Genomic DNA, 15136 nt, shown 5'->3' with positions numbered 1-15136 from the left:
AGATGCGGTGCAAGGTGGCAAGGCGGCAAGGAAGCAAGGAAGCAAGGAAGCGTCCGCGCAGCACAAGGCCGGCGGAAGGAGCCGCTCTCCGGCGATATTGCAGCGCGGAGCTAAACGCTTCCGGTTTGAAACGACAGTTGCTCTCGTCGGCGGAAACGGGCCCTCCATTCAAATGCGGGGTGCTGGGCGTGGTCAGGGCCGCCGGAGCGGTAGCGGCTGGCGATACCGCGCGGGTTCGGGTCCCGTCCTCCTCTTTTCGCGCGTTGCCGGCGCTGTAGGACACTTCAGGAGGCGCTCGCCCTCGCTCGTTCGCGCGCCTCGCGCCGCCGTTCGCGACGTTCGCGGCGCCGCTTGGCACGGTCAGCGGGTTGCCGCAGCGGAGCAACCTGCGTCGCAGCGACTATCGGCGCCGGAGCCTCCTCGACCAAAGGCGCCTGGATCGGTTCGGTCGCAGCGGGGCGGGCTTCCATGAACTCGAGCACTGCCCGTCCTTTTGCCGTGATCTTCCACCCGCCACCGATCCGTTCGACCAGCCGGTGCGAAAAGATGTCGAGATCGGGCACCCGCGCGGCCAGGCGCTTGGTCCGGTCCGCCCAGTCGCGACCGCTGGTCGCCAGGATCGCCATGTCGCGCTTGAGGTCCTCCATCACGGCGAAGCCGTCCGGATAGCTCACCAGGATCTTGAGGACCGTCACCTGGAAATTCACGCCCCCTCCGGATCAATCAGCGCCACATCGTGGGTGCACGGGACAGCGCGTCGTGGCCGACCCGCCTTAGCCCATCGGGCGAAACCTCGCCTCTGGTGGCGGCCTCCAGGATTTTCGAAGCGACGTGAGTCCGTGCTCCAATCTCGCGGTGCGAAACGCTTTCGCAGACGTCGTCCAGGACCGCGCGCAAAAGCGCGGTTGTCTCCGTATCAAACATGAGGCGCCCCAGAGGGAAAGGGGTAGCGTAGGCCGGTTTTGCCGGCTGGGGATTCAGGCATGTTAACCTTCCGGGAAAAATGCAGTCGAAGCTATGAGGGAGCCAAGAGTGTCGGGGGCGAGTGTGATTGCGGCTCCGGTCGGTTCTTGCCGGCGGACTATCTGGTTCTCTTGCTGGAGATATCATCGGCTTCGAAGCCAACGCGCTGCATCAGACTAGAAAGCGGTATCAACCCGAACGCCATCATCCCAGCAGAGACTGCGAAAAAGTTCAGGTCGAGGCTCGCATTCCAGCGTAGCAGCAGATAACCGCCCGCAGCAGCGATCAGCGCGCGGGTCAGAGCTCCGAGCAGCGAAGCCGCGAGCCGCCGGGTGCCTTGGCCTACACAGTACAGCACAAAGCCGAGACCGAAGAACCCAAAGAAGGGGCCGACATCGTGCAGGTACTGCACGCCCGCCTGGATGGTCGCGGGGTCGTCGTTGAAAAGGCCGATCCATTGGCGCGCTAACAGCGCACCGACGAGTCCTATTGTGGCGGTCACCGCAGCGCCTATAACCGCGCCCGTCCAGGCGGCGCGCCGCGCACGCTCGATCAGTCCGGCGCCAAGGCTGGCGCTGACAACCATGCCGACCGGGCCGCCCACACCGTAGGAGATCGGCACAAGCAGGAACTCTAGACGTGAGGCTGAGCCATACCCTGCCAAAGCAGCGATACCATGGGAGCCGACGTAAGCGGTCACAAGCGTCAGCGTTACATTGGTGCTCGCCGCGATGATGGCAGAGACGCCGCCGATCTTGAGGATCGTCAAGGCAGGCGCGAGCGCCAGGCGCGGTGGGGTTGGCGAAGGCCGCAACAAGCCCATATGGCCCCACAGGTAGATTGCGTAGGCAAGTGTTCCGAGAGCGTAGTTGATCAACAGTGCGACGCCACCGCCGATTGGGCCAAGCGCGGGAATGCCGAAGCCGCCGAAAATCAGAAGCGGTGATAGCGGCACCAGCAGCGTTGCGCCTGAGCACACTACAATGACCGGCAGTCGCAAGTTTCCGGTGCCGCGCACCGCCGCCATCAGCAAGTTGAATGTCCAGATCAGCGTCGCTCCGCCAAAGACCACCGTCGAATATTGCAGGGAGATCTGTAGCGAAGCGCCATGCCCGCCCATCGCACGATAGATCAAGGGCCCCAGCCCATACATGAATGCGGTGGTTGCCAATCCAAGCGGCAGCGCCAACCCGATCGCGTACCAAGGGTAGGAGCTTGCCTCGGCGAATTCGCCGCGTCCTAGCGCCCGCGCCACCGAAGTGACGATACCACCGCCTGTCGCACCCTGGGAGATCGCTACGGTAAGCGCGAGCAGCGGGAAGACCAGCGTCACTCCGGCGAGAGCGTCGAGCCCGAGCTTTGCGATGAAGTAAACCTCGAGAAGTCCCATCAGCACCTGGACGAGCATCACGGTCGAATTCGGGACCGCCAAGCGGAGGATCGTCAAGGCGACCGGATGGCCTAGCAGCGCGTCAAGTCGGTCATCGCGCAGCGCCATGCGCGCCGTGTGCGGCTTTGAATCGGCGATATTCGCGGGTCCGTTCACGATCACTTCCTCTCGTTGCAGAGAGCGACATGACCACGGCCGCCGAACGCGGCCCAACCATATGAATTGACACGCTCTGTTAGCAAAACTAACAATCTAAAAATGGTCCGTTTACCGCCACTCGAAGCCATGCGCGTGTTTGAAGTCGCCGCTCGTCATGGCAGCTATTCCAGAGCGGCTGAAGAACTTCACATCACTCATGGAGCGGTAAGCCAAAGGATTCGGCAGATCGAAGAGCGGGTCGGGATCAAGCTTTTCGAGCGAATGGGGCACCGAATGGTACCCACGCCGGACGGGCGACGTCTCTATGATCGAGTTGCGCGCTCGTTAGCCGAACTAACCGGGGCACTCACTTCGCTGAGATCTTCCCCCATGGATGCCGAAGTCACGGTGAGCTTGCTACCGGTGATGGCGGCCCGCTGGCTGTTGCCGCGCTTGCCCCGATTCAACGAGCATTACCCCCACATCCACGTCAACGTGAAGTCGGATCGGCAACTCGCCAATTTCAAGTCGGACAAGGTCGATATCGCGTTACGTCTCGGCACCGGAACTTGGAAGGGGCTTCACGCCATCCGGCTGATGGACGAGGAGATCTTCCCGGTCTGCAGCCCGCGCTACAACGGAGGGCAGTTCACGCGAGACCCGTCGGCATTCGTGAATGAGCGGTTGTTAATCGATCCGAACGTCCCCTGGTCGACCTGGTTCAAATCGCTCGGAGTGCAGATCGACCGGAAGATCGTCGGCAACTCCTTCGCCGATGCGAATCTGCTGATGGAGGCGGCGATCGACGGGCAAGGAATTGCGCTCGCGCGCCGCTCGGTCACTCGCGCCGATCTGCTCAACGGCAAATTGGTCCGGTTGTCCGACCATAACTGCCGCCTGCCATTATCGCACTTCCTCGTTCATCCGCCGTTGCTAGAGAGCAATGCGCCGGCGATGGCGTTCCGTGATTGGATGCTGACGGAGGCCATGGAAGGCTTGGGCTTGCAGCACTAGGTCCGCATTCGCCTCCAAATCGGCCGAGATTGACGGCCGAATCGGCCGAACAGGTGGTACACACCGGTGGTCACAAAACTCGGCCGGGCTTTTTAGGAATCCTTGTTTTCCGCGGATTTTCGCGCATTGGGGGCATCGGGGGAGAGATTCCCACTTTCTGCGCCACCTGCCCTCAGTTGTCGCCTATCAAGATCGGCCTTGCTCCCACAGGGGCCCTCTTGCTTCGGGTTGATTGGAAACTCTTCGGGCTCCCTCGTCGGGTGTCGCGCTCGCGTAGATAATCCCGCGCTCACCGGCCGCGGGTCTGGCTACATCGGTTTCTTACCGCAACGCGCCCCGACCCTCGCTGAAGGCCTCGCTCACGCAGCCGGGCATCAGAACTTGGTCAAAGAGTGGTCGTTTCAGTGGTCGACGGGCTACCCGATCTCTCATCCGTGAAGCAGGCGGTGATTTCATCCTCCGCGCACTGTGCAGCTCATCCGCAGTCCACACCGGCGCGACGCCGTCAGCAAGGAGGCGACCCTCCTGCGAACCGAATGCTGAACGGACTCTCGCTCTAGCCATGATAGGCGCTGCGAATCTGATCCAAGCTTCTTTGCTGCGGCGAGCAAAAGGAATCACTTCCCAGAACCGTATGCTCCTGCTTGTGGCGAGCCCTCGGTGCATGGACGCACAATCGCTGTCTGAATCTTTATGCCTAATCCGATCGCCCTGCTGTCGAGCTTTCGGATGCGCACTCATAGCTGGTCCAACTGTTGTCGGCTGAACTTCGAAACGTGACGCTCTCTCGCAAATTGGTCAATGATGCTGCGACGTCGACAAGGCGTCTAGAGCGTGAGCCATGGCCAACGATGATGCAGCGACCAGTGAACGTAGCGTCGTCCTTCCGCCACTCCGAAAGGTTCCTCGCGGCATCTGCGGCGGCGAACACAACATCTCCCCCCGGAGCGCGGAATTGGAGTCTAATCTCGCCGCCCATCCGACTCAGCACGGCATGCATCGTCGGAGCGATCGAAAACTCTTCGATCGAGCGCCGCTCCGGGTCGATCTCGATTGCACGCACCGAGGTGCGGGCCTCTGCTGTGTCCGACTCTTCGATGGACGTCCAGCGGACCATCTGCGCGACCTGATCTGGATCGACAAGGACAGGCGCGCGCTCGCCCTCTTCCAGCTTGCGACCGACGATCAGCCCAGGCCCGCCGATCGGCCGGGATCCTCCGAGGACGAAGGCATCTCCTCCCCTCGATTTAGCAGCCAGCAGGATCTCGCTCCTCGGAAGCTTGAGGGCGGGCGCGGGCCTCTCGCCGAAAAACATGTTCGTCGCCCAGTTGAACGAGCGCACATCGACGACACTGATCGCCTTGGTTGTCGGATCAATCAAAATCGCCTTCATAAAACCTCCTCGTTGCTCCTCGGCGCGCTTTGAAGCGCAGGCTTGTATGACGATCGCCTCGCGTTCGGCGAAGGTCAACAGCATAGCGCGAAAGCCGCGGATCTATCGTAGCTGATCGATCGCGAAGTGACCGTCACGCAGCCGTGCGCCTCATGTGAAGCTAAGCCGCGTTCCATGCTCCGAGGGGCAATGATGGCAGGTCCGACTTTCATTCCGGCCTCACGCTCCGCTCGTCTCGTCGCCGCCCAACTCGGTGGTGCGGGCCGGGCGGTCGCTCCACGGCACGTTTCCGCCGACGACAGCTAGGTTGGCGAATTCGCTCGCTGAGGCGCTGCAGACATCCGCCCTGCAGGGGTCGCGCGTACATTTCGGCGGGCGTCGCCGGCGAGCCATCCATGCCGCAGACGTAGGAACCGAGCTGGTGCGCCCTTCTCCTCGATCAGGAGATCACGCGCACGCTCTCGCGGCGTCGCCCGGTACAGCATGGCGATGGTCTCACGTGCTTTGCGCTCGGCGTCTGTCACGGCTCGACTCACGACCAGGCGAACAGGACGGCCCGCGCGAACAGCAGGTACGCGACCGCCATCACGCGATATCCTCGTGCAGCAGGTTTCCGGTTGGCCGGTTGCCGCTCCAGATGGGCTCGGGCTTGAACGGCGCGCCGATGCGGCCGATCTGCTTCCGATACTTGTGGGCCAGCGCGTGCATCTGCTGGCGTTCGCCCTGCGACGGCGACGTTGCCCTCGCCGAGCTGGCGCCGGAAGCGTACTTCGCCAGCGCCTCGAGCGTCCGGTCCTTGTTCTTCAGGGCCATCGACTTGACGGTGCGGCCGCAAGCGCTCTCGGTCGCGGAGGCGATGCCGCGCAGGTTGGCGTTCATCCGGTTCTGGTCAAACTGCAGCACTGGGGCCTCCGTCGTCCGCTTGGCTTCGCCATCAGCGCGCGCGCCGTGTCCCTGGATCCGCGCTCGGATGGGACGCCGTCAACCGCGAGGCGCGCAACGACGGCCGCTACGAGGTCCGGAATTTCGATCGCGAGCTGGCCGTCCTGGTAGAGGGCGAGGACATGCTCGCGCAGCGCCGCGTCGAAGGCCGGGACCACCGGCTGACCACGCTCGCGCTTGCGAGCGCGGCAGGCGCGCTGGCGTTCGGCGACGGTCAGAGCTGGCTCTTGTCCTGCGTCATGCGCTGCAGGGAGCCAGCCCGCCATTAATTAAACTACAGCAGATGTGACTGGTCACGGCGCTGCACCTGAAACGCGAGAAGCCCGCAGGGAGTCTCACCGGGTGAGTGCTGCGGGGCTTCCGTTCGCCAAGCGAGTTGGATCGACAGGCTTGAGCAAAGGTACATCGCGCCGGCCCCGGCGAAGGTCAACACGCTTCCGGTCGCGCCGACAAAAAGGCCAGGTCTCCCGGGCCCAGTTTGTCAACCCAGTTCGCCGGGGCTTCCGGCTGCCTGAGAGTGATCATGGTCGACCTCGTCACGGCGAAGGTCAACGGCCGTGCGACTACGGCCATTCGATCTAGAACAGCGCCTCTCCCCACGCGTCCGGCCGGATCGGCGGGCCGCAGGTCTCGCTCCCTTCACCCTGTCTGTCTAGCGGGTCGACGAGCCTGATGCGCAGGCGGCGCAACGTCGACTTGGCCTCCTCGACCGAGAATCCGTTGGCGGTCAGGTACGAGAACGCCTTTCTGACGATGTTGACGTCTTGCTCGCTGAGGTGACCGACGTGCGGCATGGTCGTCAACGCTACTACCATCGCCAAGCCCACCTGCTCTGCCGTCGGCGCTTTGCGCTGGTCCATCGAGCTGCGCCATCTCGCCGTCCGGAGACGACCCTTGGCCTTGCGTTCCTCTGGTGTCACCCGGCGACTGGTTTTGACAAACCGGGCATTCGGCCTGCACGGGTCACGGAAAAACATGGTCTGGCGCACGTCGTCCATGGCCTTGATCTGGTCGACGACCTCCGGGGTGAGCCTGCTCTGTTTCGTCATGGTTGCCTCTCACTTGTCAGCCGGCTGGCAGGCCTGCGGTTCTCGGATTCTTATTCGGCGCTACGGCAAAGCCCAAGCGGAGAGCATGGGGCCGGAGGCCCTGCGACGACTGCGCCGCAGGCTGCGCGTTCGAGCCCATGGCGTGCTGCGCCATCGATGACGCCAGCCTGCGGCGCTCGGCAGACATCGAGGTGAGAAGATTTTAGGGATTTGGCCGGATTGCCGTGGATGGCTGCGCGCCGGCAGGCATGGACCGATCAGGCGGCTCGCCTCGTCGGCACGAACGCCCCGAGACGCCGCCGACGAACGAATGACAGGTCGACTGGCGAGGAGAAATCGAGTCCTTCGCCTTCGTCGTCATCGATCGCAGCTCGCCGCCGACAGCCGTCACGCCAGGATTCCACCGCACGTTTCCACCGATCGAGCGTGCCCGAGGCTCGCTGACATGACCGGAATTCCGACTCCGGCATGCCCTCGGGGCGCTGGACGACGACACGACGGAGGCGAACGACGTTCTGGACCGGGGCCGGAGCATCCGTCACCGGGCTGACGGCGGGGGCAGGATCGGGTTGATGCGGAGTGTCGGATTGAGCCGAAGAACGCATAGCTTGATATCTTGCAGCTTCTGAGACAATTGCCGCGACCTCATCGAACCGGCGATAAGCCGTTGGCCGGCTGACGTTTCCTGAGGCGACGAGCGTCCTGAGCACGTCGGCCTTGGCCTCGATGACCTCCTCGATGGTGCGGCCCAGCGCCATCCGTCGTTCGATTTCCTCGGCGATGAGGCCACAGTTGATGGCCCTCTCGTTCGCGCGCGAGATCGTTCCGGCCCTCGACTTGCGAGCGATCTCGATCGCCTCGCGCTCCTCGGCGGTCTCCGGCTTGTAGCCCTTCTCGGCATACTCGTTCGAAGCGCGATCGCGTCCCCGGTCGCAGAACTCGCCGCTCGCGTCTGGAATGATGCCCAGATCGACGACGAACTGGCGCTGTGCGGCGAGGATTCCGCGGAGCGCCTTCCCGTCGACGTGCAACTTCAGCATGCGCTGGGTCACCGCGCCCGAGACCGGGTGGTACAGCCAGTCGACGAAATCCTCCTGCTTCCGGCGCGCCGCCAAGAATTTCGGGTCCTTGCGGCGCTGTGCCGCCCTGATGACGATCCTGCGCGCCGCAACGCCGTCGTGCCACATCGCCGACGAGAGCTCGACCTCGACCTTTCCGAGACGCGCGGCCTTGAGCACTTTCGCGCGCCGGCGCATCTCGCGGAGATCCGGCGTGATCGTCGGCAGGAGCCGCTTCCACTCCGACATCGTGGCGAAGTGGTCGTCGCAGACGACTACCGACCATTTCGGCGTCAGCGGATTCTTGAGCTTATCGACATTGTGGTGGTTGGGGTCGGCGCCGAGATCGATCAGGAGCGAGACGATGCCCTTCTGTATCATCTTGTGCAGATTGAACTGCGCGGCCTTGTTCTTGCCCTTGCCCGGGATCACGCGCGAGCCTGGCGGCAGAAGCCAGATCAGGTGAGTATTTTCGACGCCGCCCTTGCCCTCGGCGCCGCGGTAGGAGATCAGGTTCGGCATGAGCTCCGGCGGCAGGAGGCGCCGCAGAGCGATCCAGAGAGCGAGCTCGCTCGGCCACCAGCCGTCGAGGTCGACAACGAAGCCACACCGGCGGACCGCGCTCCACTTGATATACTCGCGGTCGCGCGCATCCATCGGGCCGAGACCGATAAACAAGGACGTGCTCTCAGACGTCTTGTCCCGCCCGGTGACGATATCGCCTGCCTTCGGCAGCGAGGACGAGAACAGCTCGAACGACAGTATCCGCAAGGCCGTGCGCAGGGCTTTCGTGGGCCTGCCGTTCTTTTGGAATTCCTCGATGAAGGCCGCCGTGCGCCGGTCTGCGCAGAGGTGTCCATCATGGTGCTCGAAACGCTCCAGGCGGCGGCGGTTGCGGCCGGTATGGCGTGCGGCGACCATATTGGCGACCAGCTCCGGGTCCCGGATCCACAGCTCCCAGTCCGGTGATGGCTTCCGCCAGTTTTTGCGGTAGAGTTCTATGTCCGGCGCGGCGAGGCCTTTCCGGACCGCTTTCCGGCACGCGCGCTCGTAGCCCCGGAGGATGCGCTCCCCCTCATAGTCCTCGCGGGTCGGGATCGGGCGCTTCGCTTTGTGGGCGCGATCGCAAGCCCTCGCGTAGCGAGCGTTCTCCTCGTCGACCTTCGGCTGGCGGCGCCGCTCGAAATAGGCCCGTACGGACCGCGCCTTCTCAGCATTGCTCTCCGCCGTGGCGGCGAGATGCTGGGCGTGAACGGCGCGGTCCTCCAGCCATTTGCCCCAGCCGAGGGCGGTCTCAGGCGTGACGCGCGGCGCGACGGGCTCCACCGGTCCGGTGACGCGCTCCGGCACGCCGTTCCGCATCAGGGTGATGCGCGGCTGGTGGACGAAGAGCGGCGTCGTTGCCGGCAGCGGGTATTTGTCGTGTGACGGTGCGGCATCGGCCATTCCGGCAAACCGGTTTTCCAGCCGCTTGCACACGTCTAGGGCAGGCTTCGGCTCCGACCAGGTCGGCAGCGTGCAAGCGCCACCGCGCACAATGTGCGGCGCGGGCGCGAATCCTTGGGTGCTGTCCTGGTGGCTCTGCATGTCGATCCAGCAGACACTATAGACCGACTTCCGCAATCCTCCAACGATAAGTCGACCATCCGGCGACGATTCCGTAGGACCCGCCCGGGTTCCAAGGCCCCGGTCGCTTCGACAATTTCTAGATTCGAATCCTGACAATTCGAGATTCGAAATGTCGCCGACGGGTCAATGGTGGCAGACATGATGGCAACGGGCGGCGATCCCCGGAGGCGCATTCGTTGATTCCGCTCGCGGAATTCGGACGGACAATCCGAGATTCGAAATGTCAGTTGCCGTCGCCCATCCAGTAGTCGGTCGGGTTCTTTTCCCAGTCGTCCGGCGCGGCGGTGCCGAACAGGACCCTGTAGGCTTGGTTGAAGGACTGCCATCGATTGGCGTATCCCAAGGCGTTTTGGACCAGATATTCCTTCGGCGACGGTACGCCCTCCACAAGTTTTCCACGTGGATCGACCCTTGGATTCCTCGGGTCCGCTCTTACCCATCCGATCAGGATGCTCTCGATGTAGGCCGAGCGGGACAGATTTTTCTCATCGGCGCGCTTGTCGAGGATCCGGACCAAGTCGGGGTGCATGCGCATGGCAATCCGTTCGGACCGGGTCTCGTCGCCGTCTTCGGATATCGCAGCCTTCTTTTTCGAATCCTTAACCATGTTCTCGCTAACCCTTTGATTTTCGTCGAAAGTTGTCCGACAAACGGCGACCAATGATGGCAACTCGGTACAGATGACATACGCCGCCCCCAAGGATTCGTCCAGCCCGAGCGCCGCCGAGCTCGCGGAGCTGCTGCGCCTGGTCGGGGAAGACCGCGCCGAGAGCGCGCCGCCGCAGCTGCCAGCGCAGGAGGACAAGCGATGATCGATGTCGACGAAACGCTCCCCTGGCTGGCCTCGGTGATCTGCATGCCGCGCTGGCCCGTGGCGACCAAAATGGTCGTCGACCGGACCGAGGCGCGCGGCTACGAGCTCAATCTGCTGCGCGACCGAAGTTTGCGCGACGTGAGCCCCGAGGCCCTGTCCTGCGTTGCCGAGGTCGTGAGCGAAAAGGATGCTGTCCTCGCGATGGCGTGGAAGCTCCTCGCCCTGCGGCCCACGGACGCTCGCGCCATGGTCCAGGCCGTCGTGGCCGACGCCACCGCGCTGATCTCCAGCACCGAAGGCGACGTCGTGGAGGCTCTCGCGCGCCTGCGCGTCTGGGATGCGGTTGCCCACGGCAAGGTGACCGGCGGCGACGACTTTTTCCAGCTCGCCGAAAAGTATTGGCGCGGCGAGCGCCAGTATATGCTCGCCCGCCGCGACGAGCAGAACCGTGTCGTCCCGGCGATGCCGCCCTGCGTTGAGCTGCTCGCGTGCGACCGGTGGGACGACGCGTTCGCGTGGTTGGCGAAGGAGACCGCGCGGCAAGCGGGACACGACACCGACGTCAGACCGCCGCCGCCTCACGACGATCGCAAGAAGCAGGCAGATCTCATCAAGGCGCACGTCGAGTCGCTGTTCGGTGAAGGTCGCGACTACTGCGGAGATCTGGCGTTGGCCTGGCAGATGCTGCTGTGCGACCCGCGCCGTCCGGACACGTTCAACGCCGTGCTGCCCCAGCTCGCCTGGTCGCTGCGACACCGCTCCGTCATCACGAACCCGGCGGAGGAAAACCTCCTGCGCGCCCGCCTGCACCTGTGGTGGGAGGCCGCCGCCGGAAAGTGGGACGACCACAAGGACTCGATTTTCGCGATCACCGCCCGGCTCGCGGACAAGGTCGAGATCTATGACCGTCACCGCACGCAAGAGGAGGCCGACGAACAGCCCGAGTCGACAGAGCCCTGTCTGGATCCGGTCGCGCCGACCGTCGTCGTGATGCCGAAGGGCCGCGCCGAGGAAAAAGGGCTGCCGCAGGCGTGGAAGGATCTCCGGGACGAGCCGCTGCCGCTCGTGGTGTGCCGGGACGCCGCGGAGGTGCGCGAGCGCCTGCAGGATGAGTATCCGCACGCGTGGCGTGAGGTGGCGATGCTGACGCAGGACCTGCGCAGTGGCGATCCGGCGCGGATCAAGCCGACCTTGTTGTTGTCGCAGCCGGGCACCGGGAAAACGCGCCTGATCAGGCGGTTGGCCGAGCTGATTTCGTCGCAGATGTACCTCAGGAGATTCGACGCGGCGAGCGCTTTCGATGGCATGTATGGAGGCACACCGAAGGGCTGGACGAGCGCGCATCCCAGCGTGCCCGCGCGCGCCGTGTTGGCGTCGCTGACCGCGAACCCGATTGTCCTTGTCGACGAGATCGAGAAGGCCAGCGAATCCACGCACAACGGCAATCTCTGGAGCGCGATGACTCCGCTCCTGGAGCGCGAGACGGCGCGGAGGCACCGGGAGAGCGGCATCGACGCCGAACTCGACCTGTCCCACGTGATCCACCTGGCAACGGCCAACTCGGTCGAGCGCCTGCCCTCGCAACTGCGCGACCGATTCCGGGCCATCAAGATCCCGGCGCCCACGCTGGCGCACCTGCCGCGGCTGGCGGCGCTGGTGATGCGCGACCTCGCGGCCGAGGACGATGCCCGCGCGCACGACGAACCGCTCGCCGCGGACGAGCTGGAGATCATCGGCCGGGCCTGGGCCCGCGAGCGGTTCAGCATGAGGAAGCTGCAGCGCCTGGTCGGCGCGACGCTGGAGGCGCGCGACATGTGCGCAAGGAGGCATTGATATGTCCTTGGACGAGAAGCTGCTGCGGAACGACGTCGAGAGCTACCTGCGCGGCGAGGAGCCGCCGGCCGATGTGCTGGCTGTCGCGCCAAGGCTCGAGAAATGGGCCGCGAGTATCGCGCGCGGCCCGCAATCGTACGAGATGACGCTCCTCGGCGTCGCGACAGGGCATCCGTACCTAGTCGACGGACGGGAGGCCACGACGTCCCCGATCGTCTGGCTCGACCGCAAGGGTCGGTGGGCGCGGTCCCAAAACCGGCTCTGGAAGCTCGGCGAGCCGGAGGGCACCGAGATTCCGATCGACGGGGTCGACCTATGAGCGGCGACGAAGAGCAAGTGGCGCGCCTGCTGGAGCGCCTGCAGACCGGATGGCAGCCTCGCGGCGACGAGATCGACATGCGGATCAGGCAGCGCTGGATCTGCGATTGGAGCTTCGCGCCCTCGTTCTCGCGAGCCGAAGCGGTGATTATCGGAAGCCTGGAGACCCGCAATGGCGTGGTCCGGACGGATGTGATCCTCTGGATCGACGCCGACCTCCGCTGGGCGTTGTGCGAGGACGGCTTTTGGTGGCTCCGTTAAAGCGGAATTTGGCCCTAGAATTACGATATAGCGTAACGACAGCCGGCGCGGCACTAAGATCGGAGTCGGAAGCCAGCTCGGCGGCGCGCGCGTCAGCGTGCTCACCGAGGCGCAGTGGTCGGCTCCGTAGGATACCAAACGCGGCTTAGCTTCCCATAAGTCGCGCACTTCGCTCGGCGCTCTCAGCAAATTTTTCGCGATCAGTTCACGAGGCGCTTCCGTTTCGCCGGGGCGTCGCGGATGCTCCTCATCGAGGCGGAGGTCGTTCGTTCGAATCGAACCATGGCGGCCCGGGGTGAAATATCCCCGGGTGTCGGCATGTAGCTCAGTCAGGTAGAGCGCCGCCACGCTCGCGGGCGCTGTCTGCCGTATGGGGACGGCGCCCGCGATTCAAAATGGAGGCAGGAATGAAGTTCATCGCGTGCTCGCAGCCGGCGCACAAGGACTACGGCGTCAACAGTCCGGTCAATCTCGGTCTCTGCGCGTCGTATACCCCCGGCAAGATCGCAACAGACCTGAGGCTGAACAGGACGCAGAAGCCAGAGGCACACTCATCGTCTTCTCCATCATCGGGCAGGGATGCGGCATCAGGTGGTCGTTCGCGGACGGGGCGTCCCGCGACGCCGAGGTCTCCCGCATCGACTCCATCGTGATCGAACCCGATCTATGCGACTTCATCTTCGATAAGGCTTCCTGATGCCCGCCGACCCCCGCCTGTTCGACAGCAGCTCGATGACGCCGCCGCCCGCGCCGGAGATCGACGCCGTGACGTGCACGGTCGACGACGTTATCGAGCGCAGGAAGGCGATCATCGAATCCAGGAAGCGCATGCTGGACATGTTTACGTACGAGGGGCCCACTCTCACCATGGGTGAGTCCGTCGGATACACGCTGCTGTCGGAATGGCGCTTCAATGAGAGGCGATGTGATGTCTGAGCACAGAGCGGACCTCGAAGCACTCGGCGCCAGCGCGACCGCCATCTTGGACTTCGAGCGCGTCACCGAAGGTCTGACCTTCGCCATCAATCCGGAGATCCTGGTGGACCCCGGCGACGGAAATATCGTGCTGCACTGGCAGCGCCCTGGCGAGAATCGCGCTTTCGGCCTCTACTTCCCCGGCAACGGCGTCGTAGTCGGCGTGTTCTCCCCATCCCGCGCGGAGCAACCCATCTGGCGGAAGAGGGTCGATGACGTCAAAGAGGTACGCCTTGCCACCGACCTCGCGATCCTCGCGGCGCTGCGCTGATGCCCAGTCGCCTCACCAGGTATCGGCGCCAGCTCCTGCGCTTCGTCGCCGAGCGCTCGCCCGATGGCGCTGGATTCCACGCCACCGACGTCGTGCCGGAGATCGCCGGCGTCGATCCCGGCTACGCGCTGCTGACGCTCGAAGGCAGAGGCCTGTGCTGGACCGAGGAGCCGGACATCGTGGGCTCGACGCCGGCTGGGTTGATGGCAGCGAAGGAGAACGCGTGATGTCGGACCGTTACTCCAACCCGAACGAAACCTTCGCCCTCTGGATCGGACCGGGACACCGCATCCCGTCTTGCGTCGGCGTGCAAACGAAGTGGCTGAAGTCGTATAGAGCCCGCGTCGTGAACGAATGGAAGGGCGTGATCCTGGCTGTCTATCACCGCAAGTCAGGCCAGCAGCCGTCCTCCTCGTGACGCCCTGTCCGGTGCATGCAGCCGTCGGCTAGGAGCCGCACGGCGACGGCCTTCCATATTGATCCGGGATCGTAGCTCTGCAGAGCCTCCGTCGCGAGAGCGTGACGACCCGGAAGCACTTCAGGCATTCGACGCGCAGCTCCTCGGACCTGATCTCGGCGAGCGTGCGATCGGCGCGCGGCCGCGTCGTCGTTGCGCGCGGATCCGCCAGCACGCTCGACCACCAGGCGTCGTCGTCGGTGACTCCGGCGCGGCGCCGCTGCAGCTCGGCCAGGCGGCGAGCGGTCTCCTCCACGCGCTGCTGCTTCGGCGTCGGGAAGCGCCAGTCTGCAGCCCGTCTTCCAGCCATAAATCCCTCCGCCGAAATGCATGCTCGAAAGCGAGGAAAGGCGCATTCCACAAGGCTTTTGCCGTCAGCCTAGATGCTTGTTGACCTGAGAACGTATAGAGAACAAGATAATTTCACTGTCAACCGATGTAAGAAAAACATGGCAGAAACGCCGTTTTGTCACCCTTTCCTTACCCTGGGAATCCTTCGATGGCCGACCCCGCCGAGCAGCAACCCGCCGTCGACGAAGCTGCCGAGCTGGAGGCTGACGTCCGCCAGGCCATCGAGGCCTGCGGCGGCGATCGATCGACGCCGTGCGCGCGCTGATCGTGATGAACACCG

Annotated in this window: 19 protein-coding genes; 10 read left to right on the top strand and 9 right to left on the bottom strand. The window is 64.3% G+C overall.

The genetic code is table 11. From position 1 onward, the window contains the following. Positions 1-284: 284 nt before the first annotated feature. The 3 genes from AC0L3B_RS17325 to AC0L3B_RS17315 all read right to left on the bottom strand — a co-directional run bounded on the left by AC0L3B_RS17325 (position 285) and on the right by AC0L3B_RS17315 (position 2509). Positions 285-707: a hypothetical protein gene (locus tag AC0L3B_RS17325; protein WP_473295223.1), complete on the bottom strand. Its 423-nt coding sequence runs from the start codon at positions 705-707 to the stop codon at positions 285-287. Positions 708-723: 16 nt separating this feature from the next. Beyond that, positions 724-924: a hypothetical protein gene (locus AC0L3B_RS17320; RefSeq protein ID WP_368507428.1), complete on the bottom strand. Its 201-nt coding sequence runs from the start codon at positions 922-924 to the stop codon at positions 724-726. A 157-nt stretch (positions 925-1081) separates the two neighbouring features. Then, positions 1082-2509: an MATE family efflux transporter gene (locus AC0L3B_RS17315; RefSeq protein WP_473298681.1), complete on the bottom strand. Its 1428-nt coding sequence runs from the start codon at positions 2507-2509 to the stop codon at positions 1082-1084. A gap of 102 nt (positions 2510-2611) precedes the next feature. Between AC0L3B_RS17315 and gcvA the strand changes: the two genes are divergently transcribed. Then, positions 2612-3505: a transcriptional regulator GcvA gene (gene gcvA, locus AC0L3B_RS17310; RefSeq protein WP_473380782.1), complete on the top strand. Its 894-nt coding sequence runs from the start codon at positions 2612-2614 to the stop codon at positions 3503-3505. Between the two features lie 697 nt (positions 3506-4202). On the opposite strand, the gene AC0L3B_RS17305 is transcribed toward gcvA, so the two are convergent. Then, on the bottom strand, positions 4203-4982 hold the full coding sequence (locus tag AC0L3B_RS17305) for a hypothetical protein (protein ID WP_473380781.1): 780 nt from the start codon (positions 4980-4982) through the stop codon (positions 4203-4205). Between the two features lie 501 nt (positions 4983-5483). Continuing rightward, on the bottom strand, positions 5484-5801 hold the full coding sequence (locus AC0L3B_RS17300; protein WP_473380780.1) for a hypothetical protein: 318 nt from the start codon (positions 5799-5801) through the stop codon (positions 5484-5486). A 161-nt stretch (positions 5802-5962) separates the two neighbouring features. Here AC0L3B_RS17300 and AC0L3B_RS17295 point away from each other — a divergent pair, with 161 nt between their 5' ends. Then, positions 5963-6109 (top strand): hypothetical protein, encoded by a 147-nt coding sequence (locus tag AC0L3B_RS17295; protein WP_473380779.1) that lies wholly within the window; start codon positions 5963-5965, stop codon positions 6107-6109. A gap of 309 nt (positions 6110-6418) precedes the next feature. On the opposite strand, the gene AC0L3B_RS17290 is transcribed toward AC0L3B_RS17295, so the two are convergent. The 3 genes from AC0L3B_RS17290 to AC0L3B_RS17280 form a co-directional block, all read right to left on the bottom strand. Then, positions 6419-6889 (bottom strand): hypothetical protein, encoded by a 471-nt coding sequence (locus tag AC0L3B_RS17290; RefSeq protein WP_473351302.1) that lies wholly within the window; start codon positions 6887-6889, stop codon positions 6419-6421. 257 nt (positions 6890-7146) lie between these two features. Continuing rightward, positions 7147-9534: a hypothetical protein gene (locus AC0L3B_RS17285; RefSeq protein ID WP_473380778.1), complete on the bottom strand. Its 2388-nt coding sequence runs from the start codon at positions 9532-9534 to the stop codon at positions 7147-7149. A 265-nt stretch (positions 9535-9799) separates the two neighbouring features. Further along, on the bottom strand, positions 9800-10183 hold the full coding sequence (locus tag AC0L3B_RS17280) for a hypothetical protein (RefSeq protein WP_473351304.1): 384 nt from the start codon (positions 10181-10183) through the stop codon (positions 9800-9802). Positions 10184-10256: 73 nt separating this feature from the next. Here AC0L3B_RS17280 and AC0L3B_RS17275 point away from each other — a divergent pair, with 73 nt between their 5' ends. From AC0L3B_RS17275 to AC0L3B_RS17240, 8 genes are all read left to right on the top strand, one after another. Further along, a complete protein-coding gene (locus tag AC0L3B_RS17275) occupies positions 10257-10388 on the top strand; it encodes a hypothetical protein (RefSeq protein WP_256375626.1) in 132 nt (43 codons plus the stop codon). Next, complete coding sequence (locus tag AC0L3B_RS17270; RefSeq protein WP_473380777.1) at positions 10385-12223, top strand: AAA family ATPase; 1839 nt, start codon at positions 10385-10387, stop codon at positions 12221-12223. The genes AC0L3B_RS17275 and AC0L3B_RS17270 overlap by 4 nt, the downstream gene beginning before the upstream one ends. A 1-nt stretch (position 12224) precedes the next feature. Continuing rightward, positions 12225-12542: a DUF6634 family protein gene (locus AC0L3B_RS17265; RefSeq protein ID WP_473380776.1), complete on the top strand. Its 318-nt coding sequence runs from the start codon at positions 12225-12227 to the stop codon at positions 12540-12542. Beyond that, positions 12539-12802: a hypothetical protein gene (locus AC0L3B_RS17260; RefSeq protein WP_473380775.1), complete on the top strand. Its 264-nt coding sequence runs from the start codon at positions 12539-12541 to the stop codon at positions 12800-12802. Before AC0L3B_RS17265 ends, AC0L3B_RS17260 begins: the two co-directional genes overlap by 4 nt. 696 nt (positions 12803-13498) lie before the next feature. After that, positions 13499-13738: a hypothetical protein gene (locus tag AC0L3B_RS17255; protein WP_473380774.1), complete on the top strand. Its 240-nt coding sequence runs from the start codon at positions 13499-13501 to the stop codon at positions 13736-13738. After that, a complete protein-coding gene (locus AC0L3B_RS17250) occupies positions 13731-14048 on the top strand; it encodes a hypothetical protein (RefSeq protein ID WP_473380773.1) in 318 nt (105 codons plus the stop codon). The genes AC0L3B_RS17255 and AC0L3B_RS17250 overlap by 8 nt, the downstream gene beginning before the upstream one ends. Next, on the top strand, positions 14048-14275 hold the full coding sequence (locus AC0L3B_RS17245; protein WP_473380772.1) for a hypothetical protein: 228 nt from the start codon (positions 14048-14050) through the stop codon (positions 14273-14275). The genes AC0L3B_RS17250 and AC0L3B_RS17245 overlap by 1 nt, the downstream gene beginning before the upstream one ends. Beyond that, positions 14275-14466 carry a hypothetical protein gene (locus AC0L3B_RS17240; RefSeq protein ID WP_473380771.1) on the top strand — a complete coding sequence of 64 codons (192 nt, stop codon included), beginning with the start codon at positions 14275-14277 and terminating at the stop codon, positions 14464-14466. Before AC0L3B_RS17245 ends, AC0L3B_RS17240 begins: the two co-directional genes overlap by 1 nt. Positions 14467-14494: 28 nt before the next feature. Here the strand turns inward: AC0L3B_RS17240 and AC0L3B_RS17235 are convergent, their stop codons facing one another. Continuing rightward, positions 14495-14815 carry a hypothetical protein gene (locus AC0L3B_RS17235; protein ID WP_473380770.1) on the bottom strand — a complete coding sequence of 107 codons (321 nt, stop codon included), beginning with the start codon at positions 14813-14815 and terminating at the stop codon, positions 14495-14497. Between the last annotated feature and the right edge of the window lie 321 nt (positions 14816-15136).

The organism is Bradyrhizobium sp. Kon56, from assembly GCF_055807635.1.
Note: the sequence above shows the minus strand (reverse complement) of the source record. Positions and strands in the feature narration are given on the sequence as shown.